Origin of the sequence: Pseudomonas baetica, from assembly GCF_019733355.1 — a bacterium.
Taxonomy (GTDB): domain Bacteria; phylum Pseudomonadota; class Gammaproteobacteria; order Pseudomonadales; family Pseudomonadaceae; genus Aquipseudomonas; species Aquipseudomonas baetica_A.
On record NZ_JAIHLQ010000005.1, the window covers coordinates 176,211 to 194,661 of the forward strand.

The following is an 18,451-nucleotide window of genomic DNA, read 5'->3' on the forward strand; positions in this document are numbered from 1 at the left end:
GGGCTGGTTTTCCCGCAAAGGTGTTAGACCTGATTTACCCAAACTTGCCCAAATTTGCCCAAATTCACGTAACTGGCCGAAATAAGAAAATTCAGCTCAGAACCTTCAGCACCGATTGCCACCATGTCTAAAACCAATCAAGGAATAGACATGAACAACACGAACATCACCCCAGAACAACGTGAAGAATTGCTGGCTCACGCCAAACTGGCTGATTTGATCGACAGCGGTGGATTTGGTGAGTTTTCAAGACTGACTACCGAGGCCGACCGTCTTTTTGAAACCTTAAAACGTGCCCGCATGCGTGCCAGGTGGCTGTTAGCGATTCGGAAACACGGCAGCCCAACGCAGGCCGTCGAGGCCGCCCAGCGGGGCCGCGCCGAAGCCCACCGCCAGCACGAACAGCTGCATGATGCCGCTAGCGAGATTGGACAGGCGCGCAAGGCCTTACTTGTCAGTCTGGGGGGCGACAGGCTGGCGGGTCTGTTCGAGCAGCTCGGCAGTGTGGAAGCAGCAGCAATGGCCGCCAACAGTATGCAAGACATGCGCAATGCAAAGGTCGCAAGTCTTATTGAGGATGGCGTTCCAGAAGCTACAGCGTTGTCGATCGCCAAGCCTTCGCTGGCAGAGATCAAGACCAAGCAAGATGAAGCCAAGGCTATTCCTGGAAAGATTTCTGAGCTCAAAGCGGCCACCATTTCATCCGTAGATAAGGTCAAATACCTCTACCCACTTCCCCCTACTGAGTAACGCACTCGTCGTTTTTACGCAGCCCCATCGCGGGCTGCTGTTTACTGAACAGGAAGGGAGTGAACCTTGAACACGGCTATTAAATCGACTCCGCAGAGAGTTCTAGGTCAGAAGAGCATTCGGCCAAGCGTGGCGACAGTGAGGAGCTATTGGCTTGATCTGCGCACGGCGGCTGATAATGGCGACTATCTGGCCAAGGCCCTGCTCATTGCTCTGTCAGAGGGCCGACTGCTGGTGCCAGAGCATTACAGCCAGGTGAAACCATGACCGCCGCAAATGTTATCCCATCTAAAGACGAGCAAATCGCCCTTGTAAAGGCTATCGGTTTACGTTTGCGTGAGGCCCGTCTCGCTGCCGGCCTGAACCAGCTCACCGCTGCAAAACAGTTGGGATATGCCACCAGCTCGAGGCTAGCAAAGATTGAGCACGGCCTGTACTCAGCCCAGATACCAATCTGGATGCTTAAAAAAGCCGCCAGCATCTACGGTGTATCTGTCGATTATCTGATGTGCACTAGCGATCGCATGCAGGGTGATGGGGTGCCGAGCACTGTGATGGAGGAAATGGTGGAGGCCATGAAAACCGAGTGGGCTCGCATGACTAACCGTGACGTTATTGCTGTGCAAGCGATTCTGGGGCGCACTGCACTTCTTGAGGGGGCTTTGACAGACGTTGAAATGGCGACCCAGGAGGCGTTAGAGGCTCTTGCTCGGATTGAGATCCTTAACCCTTATGGGTGGCGCAAGTTGCGTGGAGGCACGCGCCTGCTGAGCGCCGTAGAGCGGGCTGTTGCTGCTGCGAAGCATGGCCAGCGGCGCACCAAAGAGCCACGGCGAGCATTTGCGTAATGGCCCAGGCACCCAAGCTAACCCCAAACCAGTGGGAAGAGGTTCGCGACGCATGGGAACAAGACCCGCGCGACGGTTACACTTGGTTGGTCAAAGAACTGGGGCTATCTGTATCAGCCCCTGGCGTTCGCAAGACAGCCGCAAAGCAGGGGTGGGAGAAACGAAAAGCATCCGGCAAGAACCCAGCCGGCGTTGAATACGTAGGCGCTCCGAAGGCAAAGCAAGGTACTGGGCCGAAGCTCGTTAGCGAAACCATAGAAACCATGGGAGAAACCATCAGCGAAACCATGGCTAGTGGCTCGAAAAACAAGGCAAAGGCCAATGCTGGCGGGGGTAACGGCAAGTTTGATGGAGATGTAGAGCGGGCGGGGAAAGGATCGGTAGCGCCAGAATCGGAGGCCAACGCGCGCGCACGCGAGGGAGAAACCATCGAGGGGGTGATTTATGACGCTGCCGGGGGCTATATTTTTGACGATACGGCCCTGCACGGATTGTTCCCTTCCGACGGGCCAGGCAAGTACAGGCCCAAGTATGCCGAGCTGGCCTACAAGCTGGCGCAACTCGGCATTCCGCATCAGCAGATAGCTGGGATTCTCGAAATATCGGAGAGCACGTTCTATGAATGGCAGGGGTGCCACGCCGGCTTCAAAACTGCCCTCAAGGCCGGTATGGCTCTAGCGGATGCTAACGTGGCCAACTCCGTTTACCGTGGCGCCGTCGGCTATTCGCACAATCACGAGGAAATCAAAGTGATTGGTGAGGAGGTCGTCCGGGTGCCCACAATGAAGCATTACCCACCCAACCCACACTTGGCCACCTTTTGGCTCAAAAACCGCCAGCCTGAGTTGTGGAAAGAGAAGGTCGAGATCATCGAGAAGCCGACCATTGCTCTGGTGGACAAGGAGGCCATGCGGGATATGTACCAGGCCGTGCTTGAGGAGGCTGCGACGATTCAGGCGCGCATGAGCGGGCGCGCCGAGCGCTTGGGCCTTGTGATGGATGCCGAGCTGGACGACGACTGATGGCCCCGTTTTGAGCCACGCAGTGCAAGGCCCGCTGGCCGACGGGAGTGAATCCGATTCACACCCTTGATCCGCAGACAGCGACCACTCCAAGCGCATTTACACCTGGCGAAGCACTTCGTTTGCGGCCAAGGCCTTTGTTGATCATTGCAAAGCGCCCAAAACCTGCCCCGTTGAAATGACGGGTCAGGTCGGCAGATGAAAGTCATATCGTTCGGTTGGGTGGGCATTTCGCCTACCCTGGATCAGCAGGCCGCTACCACCCCAATACATCATCACCTGGCGACGCGCTTCGATTGTAGCCAAGGCCGTTACCGATCAATGCAAAGCGTCGCGTCCTGCAGGGTGTAACGATTCGTTGCCCCCCCCTCGACCCAAACAACGCTGATCCCGAGCGCTTCCGCCCCGACACCCAGGCAAACCACTACCCCGAAACAGGGGAGTGGAGTCCATGCGCGGGACGACAATGTCTATGCGGTGGCCCACGATTCCAACAGCACTCGGTTCTGGCTATTGGCGAACTGATCTCTGATATAAGGAAGCCGGGGCAAAGTGCCACCAACATCCAGTTAACACCATCAAGGATTGAGATCATGTTCAAAGCTATAAGCGGAACTCTCATTGCAGGCGTATTTTTAGCGCTATCGGCCTCGCTTTCTTTCGCAGCCGAGCCGGAGGACTACATCCGCAAGGACGTGTCTGGCGTCTATTCCGTCATCATGTTCGGGGCTGGACAGGGGCGTCAGGCACCAATGCGGATCGATTACGCTGACGGCGACAACTTGGTGATGGAGCAGGGCGGAAAGAGCAACATGATGCCAATCCACTCGACGGATCCAGCTAATGGCACTGTCAATCTGCTGGATGACTCCGGTAGTTTGACCACGCTATCCGTTCGCTTTGGGCAAGGCACCATGACCACGGCGAGCGGGGTGAAAATACACCTAAGCTTTATTCGCAAGCTTACCGACATGGACTACGCGGCGATCGGCAAAACGGTCGCGCCCGTCGCAGCACGGCAGCAGGTAGCACCTGCATCGGAGCCGGAGCCAGAGATCGTCACCGCTCAGCCAGCGTCAACCAAGAAGGCGAGCCCTATAGCGGCAAGCTTCAACTGTTCCAAGGCTTCCACCGCCGTGGAGGGGATGATTTGCGGCAATGAAGAGCTTGCGGCGCTGGATGTTCGGGTGGCTGCCGCCTACAAGGCGCTGCGCTCCAGCGCGGAAGACAAGGAAGGGGTCAAGAAGGATCAACAGGCCTGGCTAAAAGAGCGAAATGCTTGTCGCTCGACAGAGTGTCTCGCGGCCTCCTATAGCGACCGTGCTCAGGACATGGAAAACACCCTGGCTTACCTGTCCAAGCCGGCCGAGTTCCGGTAGGCGGTATAGCGGTTGCCTTGCCGCCGGAGGCCGAACAACCTTGGAACAAGGTGTAGTGAGTACACAAGCCCTAAAGGCTTGGGGTGGGGCTTGTGCACTCATTTGCTCCACCCGCACGCTGAAGATAGACACATTCAGCGCGGGGGAGGCTTATATGCCATTCGCGATACTAAGAACAAAAAAGCTGAAGAGCATGGCCGGGGTTTTCGGATCTGGTCGCCACACATTCCGGGAAACTCCTACCCCAAACTCTAATGGCTCACTGAACCGGCATCTGATCGGTGCCACGAGCTCTGGCGAGCTAGCAGATGCTGTGCGCGCCAAGCTACCGGAGAAGCGCCGAAGGGATGCTGTTCTGTGTATCGAATACCTGGTGACGGCCAGCCCTGAAGCGTTTGCCAGGCATGGCGGCCACCTCGACGACAACGGCAGGCTTCCCAGTACCAGAGCAGGCTACTTTGACCGAGCCATGGCTTGGCTGAAGGCACGGCACGGTGGACAGAACATCGTCTGCGCCACCATTCACCTCGATGAGCGAACGCCGCACCTGGTGGCCTACATCGTGCCTGTCACCCGGGATGGACGACTCTCTGCCCGAGAGTATCTCGGCGGCGCGGCCAAGCTCCGAAAGATGCAAACCGACTTCCACCAGCAATGTGGCAAGCCCCTCGGCCTGAAGCGGGGCATTGAGGGCTCGAAAGCCACCCACCAGAGCGTCAGTCGCTACTACCAAGGTCTGGAGGCGGCTGCGACCGTGCCAACACTGACCCGATCCGACTGCGCCGCAGCTGCAACGGGGATCTGGACGGCTAACTTCCGTGCGGTGAAGGCCGCTGCCGAGACGGCCACGGTGATGCGTGCCCAAGAGCGAGTAACCACCAAAGCCCTGGCGGATCGGCGGGCCGCACTTGATCAACAGGACTCCGAGCTAAAGCATAAGCGCCGCGCCTTGGATAACCTCGAGGCCAGGCTAGAAGCCCAAGTTGATCAGTTGGGCGAGTTCGACCGAGAGCTGGCAAAGGCCCAGGCAACAGCAGAGAAAGCCAATCGGGAGGCCGAGACAGCGCGGAAGCGGGCCGACGGGCTTGCTCAAAAACTCAAGGCGCTGAGTCGGCATCTTGGGCTGGAAGAGTTCATGCCATGACGGTTTCACGCCTGGCTGCCAAGGGCGTTATTTCCCAACCTGCATTGCAGGATGGCGCAAATCGGGGGCCATCTCTCCGTCACAATAGGGTGTAGATAAAGTGGCACGGCCTATTCACCTCCCGTAAGGCGTAGCCTCATTGTTTAGTGACACTCAAAGTGATACGTTATTAAGGTAACGCCTAAACTGATACAGGGAGAGTAACCGCCATGTTCATTCGCGCATACCTTCGCGCCTCCACCGCCGGCCAGGACGCGACACGCGCCAGTGGCGCCCTAGAACGGTTTGCGGCCGAGCATAGCCAGCGGATCGCTTGCGAATACGTAGAGAACGAGAGCGGCGCCAAAGCAGATCGGCCAGAGCTGCTGCGCCTGCTGGCCGACGCACGAGAAGGTGACGTGCTGCTGGTAGAGAGTATTGACCGGTTGTCACGGCTGCCAGAAAGCGACTGGAAGCGTCTCAAGACGGCGATTGATTCCAGGGGCTTGCGCATTGTCGCGCTCGATCTGCCGACCAGCCATCAAGGCATCAAAGACAGCGGTGGCGACGAATTCACCAACCGCATGCTGGGTGCCATCAACTCAATGCTGGTGGAAATGATGGCCGCAATCGCACGTAAGGATTACGAGCAACGCCGGGAGCGACAAGCGCAGGGCATTGCAAAGGCTAAAGCCGATGGCGCCTATAAGGGCCGTCCAACTGACGATGGCCTGCATAAGCGCGTGCGCGAACTGCTCGCCGCGGGCTTGGGGATTCGAGCGGCAGCAAGGCATGCTCAATGCTCAACTACCACGGTGATGAGAATTCGCGATCAGTTGACCGAGCACATGTGAAGCCGTGCAGTTGTCTTCGATACTTCATTTTAGCCATGCCACGCCCGGTAGCATTGCGCTACCGGGCGTCTTTTCCCGTCAGACTGCGCCGCTGTAGGCGCCCGTGACGATATGAGCGATTCGGCGATCTTCCAGGTCACGCGGGATTTGCGTAGGAGCGGCCGGCGCTGTGGCCTGTCGTCGTCCGCCTCCCATGGAGATGCGCTCAATTTCTGGTGCTTCGGCAACGGCGGCGATGGCGGGCGCTGGCGCAATCGAAATAGAAGGCGCAGACGGAACGACAGCAATAGCCGCGGGGGCCATGCTGGAAGCCGCCACAGTCGGTGAAGACAGCGCTGGGGAGGCGACCGTGGGCGACGGCAGGGCTGTCGAAGCGACCATCTCTGCTGGTGCTGAGGCCGCTTGGTTTTTAGCGAGCAAATGACTTCTAGCATCCTCGGCATATGATTCACCAGCACGCATGCGATCGCCCATTACCTTGTAAGCGTCCTTGGCTGATCGGCTGCCGTCACCGTATAGATCCTTGTTTCCAGCAATGACTTGCTCGACCCGAGCCCGCCCCTTGTCTGTGTTAACCCCCTGCATGAGCGACTGGCGAACATCCATGCCAGCATTCATGCCGCTCAGCATCTTCTTCGCGTCACCGCCGCCGAGGTTGTGAAATGCATACACGTTTGCATCGTCGTCCCGTCCGCCATACTTGCGGCCTTGATCGATGTTTTCCTTTGTGAACTCGGCCAGCATCGCGGCTTGTATCTTGGGGTCGTTTCGATATTTGGCCGCTTGTTCTGTATTCAGTTTGCCCGCGCCCTCAACCCCATATTTTGCGCCGTGCTTGTTTATTGAATCCGTCCAAGTGCCGTCGAGAAATTGACCATAGCCGTGGGCGCTAGAGATCTTTGTGCCGTCTTTGCGGGTAGGCGTGGCACCCGAATCGAAGTTGCTTTCGTACTTCGCAATTTTCGCCAAGACTCCGGGATCCACGCCAGCCGCCTCCGAAGCCTCGACAATGTCATCTCTCGCGCCAGCCCAGTTGTTGCCCGCGCGGAGCCCGCTCACCTTATTGTCTGCCGCCTTCCCGGCAGTCTTGACTGCATTCACAACGTTGGTCATTCCTGTAGCGTCGGCCACCTTACCGGCGCCAGCCTTGACCGCATCCTTTGCGCTGGCAGCAATATCGACCGCTTTGTCCCAGGCGCTTGTTACTACCTCGCCAGCCCCGCCGACAATCTCGCTTGCTCTGGTGCTGACTGTCTCGTAGACCTTATCCAAATCTACGCCGGTCTTTTCCTTTAGCCAGTCTTTGGCTGATCCAGCAAGGCCGGACAGCGCTTCCCATCCTTTCGAGGCGAGATCTACCGCGCTAGACCAACCCGCTTGCATTTTGTCGACGGCTGTAGTCCAAGCGCTTGTCAGGGACGAAGAGACCCCATCCCACAGTGCCGTTGCTCCCGCTGAAACAGCGCCCCACGCCGCGCTAGCCGAATCAGACACCGTCGTCCACATGCTGGATACAGTGTCACTAACGGCCGCCCATCGATCGGAAATTCCAGCTGTAGACTGACTCCACAGGCTGCCCATGAATTCAGTCGTATAGGCCCACTTTTCGGTTATGGCGCCACCGATATCTGAGTTGCGCAGATCGCTAACCCAGCCGCCTACCGTGTCGCCGATGATATCGCCGGCCTTGTCGCCCATGAAGCCGCCGACAATGCCACCAACAATTGCGCCGACAGGCCCTAACAAAGCTCCAGCAGCAGCGCCGGCCGCCATGCCGCCAAGACTGCCAAGGCCGCGACCAACAGCCGACCCGGTAGACCTGTCCTTCTCTTCCCGAGTGCCTTCTCCACCCTCGCTGGACATGACGTCGCTGGCCATAAAGCCAAGACTGAGCAGCGATCCTATTAAGGGAAGGCGCTTAAGCAGCCCGCGACCAGCTCCGCCAGCGCCTGGTGGAATCGGTGACGGGGCCGGGCCTCGACTTCCGCGCCGTACTCGCTCGCCTGGGTCGCCAGCACCTGGCGGGTTCCTTGAACCTCGTCCGCCTCCTGGATTCCCTGATCCACCACGAGCCGGGTCGCCACCGCCGCCTCTCGTTCTGCCTGGAATCAGGCTTGAAAGCGCTTTAACCCCCGGTATAGCGCCTAGAAGCTTGAATATCTTGCTGAAACCCGAGAAGAACTTCGCAAACATCGCAAGCAGTGGGCCAAAAAGCAGAGCCAGGATGCCCATGATGCCGCCGCCAGATTCACCGCCACGACCAGCCAGCAGAAGGTCGCGTAGGCTGCGTCGTGTGGCGCGGTTATTAACCTCATCGTCACGGCGCTTTTGGGTCATCTCCCGCCAAAATCTTCTATACCAACGGTCTTGCTTCTTGTCCTCGCCGCCTCCGAAGATCTTGCCGAACCCTCGGGAGAGGGGCTCTGCTATTTCGTTGAACGCTTTTACTGACGGATCAGCTTCTCCGCTTCCCTGACCAACTTCACGAACCGCTCCGACCAGCCGTTCGCCAATACCTCCGAGAGCTCGAGCGGATCGACTATCAGAATCACCACCAGAGCTACTGCCCCCGCCGCCATTTTCACCGCCCGGATCGCCGCCGCCGGTTCTCCGGAATCGGCCACGCTCATCCCGTCCACCAGGCGAGGCTGGCGGAGAGGCGGGCGGTGTGGGCCCGGGCGCTGCGCGATCGCCGCGCGAAGGCGGAACAACCGTTGGAGGTGGTGTATCCGAGCGAGATCCTCGACCCGGGCTCGGGGTCGGCGGCGCATTCGAGTTGGCGTCTCGCGAAGGCGGAGTATCGACAGTCGGAGCTCGCACCGAGTCGGCGAGAGTCCCTTTGATGGCTCGCAGTTCGTTGTGGATATCGTCGAGCTGACCGCCCAGCGATTCAATCTTGGCGCCCAGCAAAAACCCGTCGGAGTCGTGTCTAATGTCCATCAGGGCCTCTTCAATGTGTCAGTGTGGGTTGGCGAGATTTGCGGCTGTTTGAGCGTACTGACACATCGCGTGTGCGAGCCCTGATAGCCACTGATATTGGCCGGAATCTTAATCATTGGGTCACCTTCGCCAGGCCTACGGTGTTAACGGAGAACTCCCGCAGCAACTGAAACCCGGCAGGATCGTCGGTGCCAGGCACGCCCTTGCCGTCGTTTGGCTCGCCAGCCTTGGGCGCAATGAACATGGGCACAGATGCTTTCAAGGTCATGTCTACGGCCAGGCAGGTAATGTTCTTCGAGCCAATGTCGATGCTCGACGCCGGATTGTCGGGAGCCTCGATCTGTATTGGATAGGCGTGCTGTATCCCCGCGAATGGGTACAGGCCGTAGAATGCTCGACGGCTTGGCGAATCCAAGTACAGCGAGAATTGAGCCGCGATGCTCTTGGCCGTCGGCTCGTCGCTGGCAATGATCACTATCTGCGCTCGAATGTCGCCTGCAATCATCTTCATCTGGAAGTAGCGCCCCTTGGGATCCTCGGGGAACTGGACGTCTATCGGGTCAGATATCTGAACACCGAAGTCGTGCATGACCGGGGTGTAGTCCTTCGAGGTCGCTACGATGATTATTGGCAGCTTGTGAGGCTTGGTCGTGGCCTGATCCGTATCGTTCTTCTGCCACGCTTCAAGCATCTCGCTCACCTGGTCAATCATGCGCGACGGCGCCGAGGCGACACAGTAGGAATAGCCGCGACCCACGAACTCGTGCATAGCCTTGGTGGTGGGCACCAGCTCGGCATAGAAGCCTTGCAGGAACTCACCCAGGCCTACTTTCACTGGCTCAAACATGATTAAAAAACCGCCCTGCCAGCTGTTCGTACCCAGGCGTACTTTCAGTCAAAACTTTACGCGCTGGTCTTTTGTCTGGCTGGCGTATGGCGATGATATTCAGCAGCTCGTCGTTTTCGGCAAGCAGCTTGCAGATCTTGCCTTCCGCCGTGTCTAGCAGAGAACGCATCAAGGACATTTGCTCTGCATGGCCGGCTGCCGCACTTACCTGGCTACCTGTGGCGCTATCCATGGACAACCCATAGCCGCGGTTGGTAGAAAAGTTCGGGTCGTTCACCCAGTCGAAGCCGTAGAACTCGGGAATGTCGTTGTCGATGACGCTGGAGAAACCGCCAATCTTCCCCGCAAAGGCGCGCGCCGCGATCTTGCCCATCTCGTTATTCAGCAGGAACTCGGTCTTGTGCTCGATCGTGCCGTCTGGGTAGGCGCGTAGCATCACTGTGACCAATGCAGCTTCTAATGGGAAAGAATTGCCAGCTGCAATCACACCCAGAGCTGGAATCGCGCCGAAGTGGTTTCGAGGCCAATGGCCGAGGTACCCAAGCATTTCGCGATTGCGCACGCGCTCCTGACACTTGGGCGAGTTGATCGCCGCGACGATGCGTGGAATGTCGAAGTAGCGTTTGACGCCGGTGTGCTCTCGCCCCCGGTCTTTGAGGTTGAATGTGATAACAGGTGGCTGATCCATACATTGCTCCGAGTGTTTATTTCGGAGTAATCATCAAACGTAATCGCCTGCTTTTTCCCCCATATTGTCTGGGTTTCCCGCGGGTAGGCTTAAGTAGGGGGTGCGGCATAGCTGGTGAGGTGAATCAGGATCTGATCAGCCCCGGGCAACCCCTTTTAGCCGGTAGTGGAGCTGGCGAGCCTTAAGTGAGTTCTCTTCGATGGCGTTTACGAGACGCAGTCCGCCGCGAGTTTTGGCCCAGCCGAGCGGATCAAGTGCTATCACTCGCTGCATAGCTTCCTCCAACTCCTGAATGACACTGATCTGCATATCGGACAATGATTTTGCGGCGCTCAGTGCGTACTTGATGCGGATATTCTCTACTACGTCTTGCGCTCGGACTTCTTCTGAAGCGATACCCATCTGAATTAAGAGCTCTCTGACGGTATCACTCCGCTCGCCAAGCTCTGACTCTTCGGAGTGACCCAATAGAAAATCAGTTGTAACTTTACAAACAGTAGCAACACGCCGAATTTGCCAAGCCTGCAGCGAGTCTTGGCCATTTTCTAACGTGGCCAAATGACCAGCTGTAATCCCTATCTTGTCAGCCAATTCATCTCGGGGGATACCTGCCAGACCCCTTGCCTCCCGCACGCGCTCCCCGACCAACCTGTTGACCTGCGCAAGATGGCGGATACACGGAGCCGCCGAACCAATGGGGCTGATTGGTTTGGGCTGACACAAATCGGCATGCTGTGTTTCTTGCGTGGTTTGATCCGTGTTCATTGGTGCGATCCTACTTGAGGGTCAAGGACGTGGTCACTTCTAACCTAGCAAGGCTGCGCTCTGATCAACAAGGTGAGCTCAGGTGATTCGAAATCAGCATCAACCAATCAGGTTGCAGAGAATGGCTTCGCTTTCTGTCATATCGTCGCGTTGACTGGCGATCAGGTAGCGGAACACTGCCAGCGCTTCCGCTTTGTTCCGTGGCCGGATCTCTGCCAGTAGGCTGAACACAAACCAATCTCGCGCCGTCGCTTCGGCTGGCCCGTCGCTGGCGTCCCTGTCTACCGCATTGCGTAGCCGGTAGAGCTGATTCCAATAGTCCAGCTCGTAAAGACAATCCGCCAGGGTGTGCGGCAGTAGCTCCGGGTGGGCGCTGAAGCGGGCGGCTACTTCGCTCTTGTCGAAGTCTCCAAACTGGCCTGATGCCTCCAGGCCTCGCAGTGCGTCTATACAGAAAGTGTCAGCCTCGGTATCAGCCAACAGATCGCCATCAAAGCGGGCGACACCCTCCAGTCGTAGCTGGTGCTGCTCGATTGCCCGACTTACCAGCAACTCAAGGTCAGCGAAGCCAAACGATGACATCGCGGCGAACGGGTTGCCGGGATTGGTAGCAGTCAGGTAATCCCGGTACCGCCTCTCCAGCACATCATGCGACGTCTTGATCCGCTTGGCCGCTTCCATGGCCAGTTCGATCAGCGCGGCCTGGCCGGTGTTGATGATCGAGCGCAGCCACAGCACGGCGTCCACTTCCTTGTCGCCGGTAACGACCTCTTGCGGCGGCAGTTCGGGCACGCTGGGCACGGTTTCGCTGCTGACCTTGATCGGCGGCAGAGTGAACAGGTTACGGTGCTGGTCGTTGTCGCGGAATGCCCCTGAGCGTGAAACTAGGGTCTTCACTGTCCCCAGCGGAAGGCCGGTAGCCTCGGCCACTTCGCGCAGCGAGTGACGGCGGCGTAGGTCGAGTACCTGGCGGCGTTGCTCCTCTGAAACAGGCTGTTTCACCGTTATCTTTTTAGAATCCACGGCTGAATTTCCCCGAGAAGTCGCGCCCGGCGTCGTATTCGTCCTGATTGGCCTCGCGGGTGCCAGCGAAGCTCACGAACCGGGAGAACAGGCCCTGTTGCTGTACGAGGCATGACCCGACCGGCGCGTGCCTGCATTTTGTCATCAGAATCTCGGTGACGCCGTTCTGGCCTTGCTCGGTATCCATGTCCCGATGAACCATCAGGATGCAATGGGCGTCTGCCTCGATCTCGCCGGAGTCGCGCAGGTCGGAGGATACTGGCTTCTTTCCGACACGTTTGGTCGACTCGCGATTGAGCTGTGACAGCAAGATCACTGGCACGCCAAGCTCTTTGGCGAGATTGACCATAGCCTTAGTTATCTTCCCGACTTCTTCCGCACGGCTTCGACCCTTGGCGTCACCAGGTACCAGACCGAGATAATCCACCATGAGTACGTCCAGCCCGTGGTCGCGCTGTACCTGCCTAGCAACGGAGCGAATGCGCGCCGGAGTCATGCCGGGGCGGTCACAGACGTACAACGGCTTGCCTTTGATCTTGGCCACCGCCGCAGTCAGCCCGGCCCAGTCGCCGTCCTGCATGTCGGTTCCGCTATCCAGCCGGCCGATATCGACCGAACCAAGCGATGCCAGCACGCGCTGACCAAGTTCTTCTTCGGGCATCTCCAGGCTGAATACCAACGCAGTGCCGGCGCCGCTTATGGCTATGTGCTGGGCAATCTGCAAGCCCAAGGTGGTCTTGCCGCTACCGGGCAAGCCAGCCACGACGGTGACGGTGCGCGGACGTAGGCCACGGGTCAGCTTGTCCAGATCCGGCAACCCGCTGGATAGTCCGCTTTCCTGCCTGCCGTTGTGCTTGGCGTCGATGGTATCGATGTTCTTCTCGATGATTTCATCGATTCGCTTGTAATCCGGCTCCCCGTCATCCAGATCGCGCAGATCCGCCATGGCCTGCTGAGCGCTTGCGATGATCTGAGCTAGCGGCAGGTTCTCGGTGGCCGAGTCGCGGACTGAATCAGCCGCATCCACCAGTCGCCGCAACACAGCGCGCTCCCGAACAGTCCTGGCGTAGCTGGCCCAGTTGGCGGCGCTTGGCACATTCATAGCGATCTCGACGGCGTAGGCGAGGGTCGATTCGCCGTTCGGCAAGCGTTCGCGGAATGTGCCGACAGTTACCGGGTCGATAGGCTCGCCGGAGGCGTGACAGTCCAAAATCACCTGGTACATCGCAGCGGTTTTCAGGTAGTAGAAGTCGGCTGCAGTGACCTTGTTGCTAATGGAATCAAGCAGGCTGGTGTCCTTCATCATCGCACCTAGGACGCCGTGCTCAGCCTCGAGGCTGAATAGTTCGCGGCTCATTGCTCTCCTCCACGGGAAGATTCCCAGTCGAAGGCAATGGCCTGGCCACCATTCTCGCGCAGACGATCTAGGGCGCGATCGCCGATGTAGGCAGACAGCTTGGCGCTGGGCAAGTTCGAGGTGACGATCGTTGGCAGCATATTTCGGTACCGGGTATCGATGATCTGGTGCAGGGATTGGCGCTCGAACTCAGTTCCGCCCTGCGCGCCCAGCTCGTCGATCAGCAGCAGGTCGACCTTAGTTAGTTCGGTCAGGATGCTCTGCTCGGTAGGGCACGAGTCGCGCACAAAGCTGGCCTTGAGCGCGGCAATGATGTCGGGGGTAGGGGCGTACAGCGCGGAGACGCCGTAGCGGGTCACTACTTCCTTAAGGATCGCACAACCCAAATGCGTCTTACCGTTGCCGAAGTTGCCGAGTAGCAGTAAGCAGCGGCCGGCGGCCAAATTCTCTTCGAACTGGTCGACATATGCCTGGCAGGTGCCCACGGCAATCTTCTGGCCCTCCAGCCGGGTCAGGTAGTTACCCAGCGAGCAGCTGCGAAAGCGCGGAGCAATACCGGTGGCGAATAGAGCGGCGTTCAGAGCTTCCCCGCGCTTATTGGCCACCGCCGCGGTATGAGCCTCGCTACAGGTGTCAGCAATATTGATGGCCTCCCAGCGGCAGCGTGGGCAGGTCAGCACCAAGTTCTGTCCATCGAAGGCCTCGACCAGCTTGTGATCGTACTCGCCATGGGTCGGACAGATGTCGATGCGGGTTTTTACACGTGGCTTGGCGCCAAATTTAGAAATTTGCACGACACACCCCCAGTTTTGCGTTTTCTTCGGTCTTGGCGCGGATCTCTTCAGCGTTTACTGGCGACAGGTTCACAAAGCTCGACCGCTGCGGTAGCTGGTGAACATTGACTGGCAGCCGAGCGTTGCGGATCCAGTTACGCCAGGTGGCGAACCAATCCAGCTTTGTCGCCTTGCTGCCAGACAGCGAGTGCCAGTGATCGGCGAACTTCTCACCCTCCCGTGCCAGCAGGTCGCTGGTGAACTCAGGGCGATCAGTCGCAGCCCATGCCATCCAGTCAGGGGGAAGCGTCCAGTTGGGCGGCAGGCGCTTGGCTCGTTGCGGCTTGGTTTGGGCTGAGTCCTCGCCATTTACATCCTGCTCGACCTGTACAGCAGCAGAGTGCAACGCGACAGCGGTGACCTGCTCTTGATCTACTTGGTTCTGGTTATTGGTTCTTGGTTCTTGGTTAGTTTTCGATCCGGTTTCCTCTGGGTTAGCGGAAATAACCGGCTGGGTTTCTTCTGGGTTATTGCTGGGTTTTGATTTAGAACCGTCCGGGTTGTTGCTGGGTTTCTTTGGGCGCCCCCCCAGCTTTCCGTTTTCAGCCGCCTGCTTGGCCTTTGCGTGGTACTTGGCAATCAACCCATCGCAATGCGGGTGGCGCCAACCATCCGGGGTTTCAGTGAAGAACTCACCAAGCACAGAACCAACTTCTGCGGAGTTCGACCGCATGCGAATCACTCTGGCGATGCTTTCAATATCTCCCTTGAGAGGTGCTTCGTTGAGGTAGTACAGGTCGATCAACCGGCGATACGCGAGATCCTCAATAAGATCCAGGTGCCCCGTTCTGAGCGTGTAATCGCCCGGATGGAACGGATAGAAGTTCATACTTAGATCTCCAGCCCGTCAGCAGCACGCTGATCGGCTTCGCGGATCAGCAGCAACATATCGGTAGCCTTGTGGCAGGCTTGCATGGCCCAATCTCCTGCTTGAGCCAGGTCAATCTCGCCGATGAGCAGGAGTGCGTCGAAGCGATCCATGGCCTTATTCCCAGCCCGATCAACTTCGGCAGGGCTAGTCGACCGGGCGATATTGCGCATCGATTCCTCGAAGAGCTGCTGAGGTGTGAGATAGGTTGTCTTACTCATGGTTCACCCCCGAGCGATCAGCGCCAGCAAAGGCACGGCATACTCGACCGTTGTTAACCCCGTGTCCGTGGGCAATGTCGTCGATTGAACCCACGAGGCAGGCGGTTACAACAGCGTCAGCACTTCGCATTACTACGCGCCCGCACTCGGCGTCGGCGTGGCTCAAGAACGGCCCCAGAAGTGCCTTGGGGGCTTTCGGATGGGTGACGTACCAGAGTTCGGTGGCTTTCTTCGAGCAAGCCGGGAGCGCACCCACTGTGTTGCAGGTTTGGTTATTCATGTTCAGTTAGTTCCCCAACAGTTCGGTGCGACGACGTTCCGTGCGAGAGCAAAGATCGTTGGTTTCTCGGATCCACTGGCCGTTATCGATCAACTCAAGCTGGCGCAACGTGTTCAGGCAGCCATCGCCCGCGTTCATCGCGCTATCGAGTTCGAATACGGTTGAGGCACTGTTAATACCGTCGTGAGTGCTCTTGATGATTTGCACTGCCGTGAGTGGTGCGCTCATTACACACTCCCTGCGGCAATAATTTCGCCAAGATCTTCACCGCGCTCTGCCAGTTGATCTGCAAGGAGCTGTACGGCTTCCAGAAGGCCGCTCAAGGCGGAGGGGGTCAGGAAGTCGCTGTCGTCTTCGATATCAAGACGGCTTAGGTTCTCGCCAATCAACCCCGCGATTGCCCCCATGGCACGGCCGGAGCGGCGCATAAGGGTGGCATCGCTTTCGGCATGTGCTCGGAAGTCCACGACCGGTTTAGCGGGTGATTTTTTATTCAGTTGGGCAACGGAGCTCATTGGGTCGCCTCCTGTGCTTCCAGTTGGCGAGCGCGGGCCATGTGGGCGTTGTATCGGGTCAGGCGCACGGCCAGGGACGAGTCAGCATGCAGAGCGGCGAAGGCCATGGCGCGGAACGCCGCGGCGCGGGTGCTGGGGGTGGACGGATTGCGAGTAGGGGATAATTGCATGGGTGGAGCTCCGTTTACTTGGCTGGAGCTGCCACGTTCGCTACCAAACGAATGGGTGACAGCTGTACGCGGATTGGTAGACCGGAGTAAACGGAACCCGGCAGGGCCGAAGCCCTTCCACGCACAGCCGCCATAACACTGAATAGCAGGCGTAAAAAAAGCGCCTGCAATCGTGATGGGGGCGCTGTTGCGCCGTTTACTGATCGGGCTACCAAACCCGTTCGCTGAATTTGCAGCGACAGAGAAACGATACATGCAGGTAGGAGTGTTAGCAAGAGCGATCATGCCGCCACCTTCAGGTTTTTACCTTCCAACATCCGCACCAGGACGCTGCGCGCGCTGCCATGCTGGCTTTCCGGCAGGCTGTGACGTACCACGCGAGTAAGGCCACCAAAGCGATTGGGCACCTGCTCCGGCTCATGCTGGAACAACAGACCGAAGCGACTTGTCAGGCTGCTGATAGTGGTCGGCAAGCAATGATCACCCAAACGCTCAGCATCAAAGCGGTTAAGCGACTCGCCAGCCAGCAGGTGAGCCAGGATGCGAGATTGCTTACTGAATGCGCTGGCCGCTTTGATGAGCGACTCTTGACTGGTATGATCAACGTGAGTTTTTTTGGGGCTGGCCGTTTGGTCGGCCTTTTTTGTGTCCGTCACTTTATTCCGCCCCGTTCAGGCGATCAAAAATCCATTGATCGACCGCGCGACCATCCCAACCTACCGCCCGGATGCCAATACGGCGCGACCGGGGAAACTTGCCAGCATTCATCAAGTTGTAGATATGAGTAGTGCCAAACCCGCACGCAGCCTTGACGTCCTTCAGACGCATGATCCGGTTGCCAGTGTGTGGAGCGGCGGCTTGGGCGGCCTGATTAATTACAGTCATCGTCGTTTCCTCTCGACTAACAGAGGCCCCTTATGGGCTCTGTGAATGACTGTGAATCTAGGTGTCTAGTGGGCGGTGGTCACCGCAATTGCGGAAAATAGAACCGCAATTGCGGTGGTTCCTGCAGTGATCAGGATGCGGCGCCAGCTTCTTTGGCTGCATCATTTGCTTCCGCGAACATAGTTTGGAGGGTGCGACTCCTCAGTCCCCGCCATGCACTGAATCGCGTCAGAATCATTTCCTGGATCCCTGTCCGCGTCATCCCTGATTGCCTGCCAGGCTCCTCCAGTAGACTGAGGAGAGCGGCGGTAAGAAGGCGGTATGAAGCGCGCTCTTTAGCTTTATCAATCTCCAGTTTTAACTGCTCTATCTCAGTGCGTGCGATTTCCAATTCAGCCTTCAGCGGAGGAAGAAGTTCCAATTCAATAGCCTCACGTGATTCCCTCATCATGACGTCGTGAACGTGCCCGGCAGTTTCATATTCTGATCGTGCCTCTGCCTCCCCTTGTTGCGCAGCATCAAGAGCGCATTCAGTATTTTCTAGCCTACGGGACAGCTCTTGGTTTTTGGCTTGCTCTCGCTTAAGCGCCTGGTGCAACTCGTCCAGCTCGGCCTTCTGCTGTTTTCCAGGGTTGCGGTCGAAGGCCAAGAGCACCCGTTCGACTCGCTCTTTCTCTTTCATTAGATCAGGTGGCGAATCGGAGTGCTCATTGGCCCATCGCAGCCACTCTGGCGCTGACATACTTTCGATTTGGCAGGTATCAATGAGCATCCTGGCGTCTGCGAGCAGGCTTCGTTTTTTCTGATTGAGAAAATCCTCCTTGGCTTTAGGCGAGATATTGGCAATCAGAAAGGCTGCTTGCTGAGCATTAACTGATGTACGAGATAGGTGATACCAATAATCATCGGTCATGCTGTCGAAATTAGTGTTGGCAAAAACTCTCTCGCGCTCTTGATCCTCGCGGTAAATCTTTCTTACGTAATCTTCAAGCATACTGCTCACTCCGCCTCCCTGGGCGTATCCCAATGCTTCAAATAGAATGGTCAGCCACGCAGGTGGGAGCCTGCTTTTCGGGAGCTACC

24 protein-coding genes are annotated in these 18,451 nt (G+C 57.8%); 7 read left to right on the forward strand and 17 right to left on the reverse strand.

Annotated elements, in window-relative coordinates:
• Nucleotides 1-150 precede the first annotated feature (150 nt).
• From K5E40_RS06770 to K5E40_RS06800, 7 genes are all read left to right on the forward strand, one after another.
• A complete protein-coding gene (locus tag K5E40_RS06770; protein ID WP_221730216.1) occupies nucleotides 151-750 on the forward strand; it encodes a hypothetical protein in 600 nt (199 codons plus the stop codon).
• A 66-nt stretch (nucleotides 751-816) separates the two neighbouring features.
• Complete coding sequence (locus tag K5E40_RS06775) at nucleotides 817-1,017, forward strand: hypothetical protein (RefSeq protein WP_260455545.1); 201 nt, start codon at nucleotides 817-819, stop codon at nucleotides 1,015-1,017.
• On the forward strand, nucleotides 1,014-1,598 hold the full coding sequence (locus K5E40_RS06780) for a helix-turn-helix transcriptional regulator (protein WP_221730217.1): 585 nt from the start codon (nucleotides 1,014-1,016) through the stop codon (nucleotides 1,596-1,598). The genes K5E40_RS06775 and K5E40_RS06780 overlap by 4 nt, the downstream gene beginning before the upstream one ends.
• Nucleotides 1,598-2,620 (forward strand): hypothetical protein, encoded by a 1,023-nt coding sequence (locus K5E40_RS06785; RefSeq protein WP_221730218.1) that lies wholly within the window; start codon nucleotides 1,598-1,600, stop codon nucleotides 2,618-2,620. Before K5E40_RS06780 ends, K5E40_RS06785 begins: the two co-directional genes overlap by 1 nt.
• Nucleotides 2,621-3,213: 593 nt before the next feature.
• Entirely contained in the window at nucleotides 3,214-3,999 is a 786-nt protein-coding gene (locus K5E40_RS06790) for a lysozyme inhibitor LprI family protein (RefSeq protein WP_221730219.1), read from the forward strand.
• Between the two features lie 154 nt (nucleotides 4,000-4,153).
• Entirely contained in the window at nucleotides 4,154-5,143 is a 990-nt protein-coding gene (mobV, locus tag K5E40_RS06795) for a MobV family relaxase (protein WP_221730220.1), read from the forward strand.
• 209 nt (nucleotides 5,144-5,352) lie between these two features.
• Nucleotides 5,353-5,976, forward strand: a complete 624-nt coding sequence (locus K5E40_RS06800) for a recombinase family protein (protein WP_153367476.1) — start codon at nucleotides 5,353-5,355, stop codon at nucleotides 5,974-5,976.
• Between the two features lie 78 nt (nucleotides 5,977-6,054).
• On the opposite strand, the gene K5E40_RS06805 is transcribed toward K5E40_RS06800, so the two are convergent.
• From K5E40_RS06805 to K5E40_RS06885, 17 genes are all read right to left on the reverse strand, one after another.
• A complete protein-coding gene (locus K5E40_RS06805) occupies nucleotides 6,055-7,854 on the reverse strand; it encodes a hypothetical protein (RefSeq protein ID WP_221730221.1) in 1,800 nt (599 codons plus the stop codon).
• A gap of 566 nt (nucleotides 7,855-8,420) precedes the next feature.
• Nucleotides 8,421-8,606 carry a hypothetical protein gene (locus K5E40_RS06810; RefSeq protein WP_221730222.1) on the reverse strand — a complete coding sequence of 62 codons (186 nt, stop codon included), beginning with the start codon at nucleotides 8,604-8,606 and terminating at the stop codon, nucleotides 8,421-8,423.
• A gap of 422 nt (nucleotides 8,607-9,028) precedes the next feature.
• The gene (locus tag K5E40_RS06815) at nucleotides 9,029-9,763 is read right to left on the reverse strand and encodes a hypothetical protein (protein ID WP_221730223.1); all 735 of its coding nucleotides are present in this window, start codon (nucleotides 9,761-9,763) and stop codon (nucleotides 9,029-9,031) included.
• A complete protein-coding gene (locus tag K5E40_RS06820; protein ID WP_221730224.1) occupies nucleotides 9,756-10,451 on the reverse strand; it encodes a hypothetical protein in 696 nt (231 codons plus the stop codon). The genes K5E40_RS06815 and K5E40_RS06820 overlap by 8 nt, the downstream gene beginning before the upstream one ends.
• 135 nt (nucleotides 10,452-10,586) lie before the next feature.
• The gene (locus K5E40_RS06825) at nucleotides 10,587-11,216 is read right to left on the reverse strand and encodes a helix-turn-helix domain-containing protein (protein WP_153367465.1); all 630 of its coding nucleotides are present in this window, start codon (nucleotides 11,214-11,216) and stop codon (nucleotides 10,587-10,589) included.
• Nucleotides 11,217-11,315: 99 nt separating this feature from the next.
• Complete coding sequence (locus K5E40_RS06830) at nucleotides 11,316-12,239, reverse strand: hypothetical protein (RefSeq protein WP_311775941.1); 924 nt, start codon at nucleotides 12,237-12,239, stop codon at nucleotides 11,316-11,318.
• Entirely contained in the window at nucleotides 12,229-13,596 is a 1,368-nt protein-coding gene (locus K5E40_RS06835) for a DnaB-like helicase C-terminal domain-containing protein (RefSeq protein WP_153438697.1), read from the reverse strand. The genes K5E40_RS06830 and K5E40_RS06835 overlap by 11 nt, the downstream gene beginning before the upstream one ends.
• Complete coding sequence (locus tag K5E40_RS35375) at nucleotides 13,593-14,390, reverse strand: ATP-binding protein (protein ID WP_194289242.1); 798 nt, start codon at nucleotides 14,388-14,390, stop codon at nucleotides 13,593-13,595. The genes K5E40_RS06835 and K5E40_RS35375 overlap by 4 nt, the downstream gene beginning before the upstream one ends.
• Nucleotides 14,377-15,258, reverse strand: coding sequence for a YdaU family protein (locus K5E40_RS06845; protein WP_194289243.1), 882 nt, complete (start codon nucleotides 15,256-15,258; stop codon nucleotides 14,377-14,379). The genes K5E40_RS35375 and K5E40_RS06845 overlap by 14 nt, the downstream gene beginning before the upstream one ends.
• A 2-nt stretch (nucleotides 15,259-15,260) precedes the next feature.
• Nucleotides 15,261-15,518, reverse strand: coding sequence for a hypothetical protein (locus K5E40_RS06850; RefSeq protein WP_153438700.1), 258 nt, complete (start codon nucleotides 15,516-15,518; stop codon nucleotides 15,261-15,263).
• Entirely contained in the window at nucleotides 15,511-15,798 is a 288-nt protein-coding gene (locus tag K5E40_RS06855) for a hypothetical protein (protein WP_153367457.1), read from the reverse strand. Before K5E40_RS06855 ends, K5E40_RS06850 begins: the two co-directional genes overlap by 8 nt.
• A gap of 6 nt (nucleotides 15,799-15,804) precedes the next feature.
• The gene (locus K5E40_RS06860) at nucleotides 15,805-16,026 is read right to left on the reverse strand and encodes a hypothetical protein (RefSeq protein ID WP_153367455.1); all 222 of its coding nucleotides are present in this window, start codon (nucleotides 16,024-16,026) and stop codon (nucleotides 15,805-15,807) included.
• Nucleotides 16,026-16,313: a hypothetical protein gene (locus K5E40_RS06865; protein ID WP_153367453.1), complete on the reverse strand. Its 288-nt coding sequence runs from the start codon at nucleotides 16,311-16,313 to the stop codon at nucleotides 16,026-16,028. The genes K5E40_RS06860 and K5E40_RS06865 overlap by 1 nt, the downstream gene beginning before the upstream one ends.
• Nucleotides 16,310-16,483 (reverse strand): hypothetical protein, encoded by a 174-nt coding sequence (locus K5E40_RS06870; RefSeq protein WP_194287925.1) that lies wholly within the window; start codon nucleotides 16,481-16,483, stop codon nucleotides 16,310-16,312. The genes K5E40_RS06865 and K5E40_RS06870 overlap by 4 nt, the downstream gene beginning before the upstream one ends.
• Before the next feature lie 281 nt (nucleotides 16,484-16,764).
• A complete protein-coding gene (locus tag K5E40_RS06875; RefSeq protein WP_311775942.1) occupies nucleotides 16,765-17,139 on the reverse strand; it encodes a hypothetical protein in 375 nt (124 codons plus the stop codon).
• A 1-nt stretch (nucleotide 17,140) separates the two neighbouring features.
• A complete protein-coding gene (locus K5E40_RS06880) occupies nucleotides 17,141-17,368 on the reverse strand; it encodes an AlpA family transcriptional regulator (protein ID WP_153367449.1) in 228 nt (75 codons plus the stop codon).
• Nucleotides 17,369-17,498: 130 nt separating this feature from the next.
• Complete coding sequence (locus K5E40_RS06885; protein ID WP_221730225.1) at nucleotides 17,499-18,362, reverse strand: hypothetical protein; 864 nt, start codon at nucleotides 18,360-18,362, stop codon at nucleotides 17,499-17,501.
• Nucleotides 18,363-18,451 lie beyond the last annotated feature (89 nt).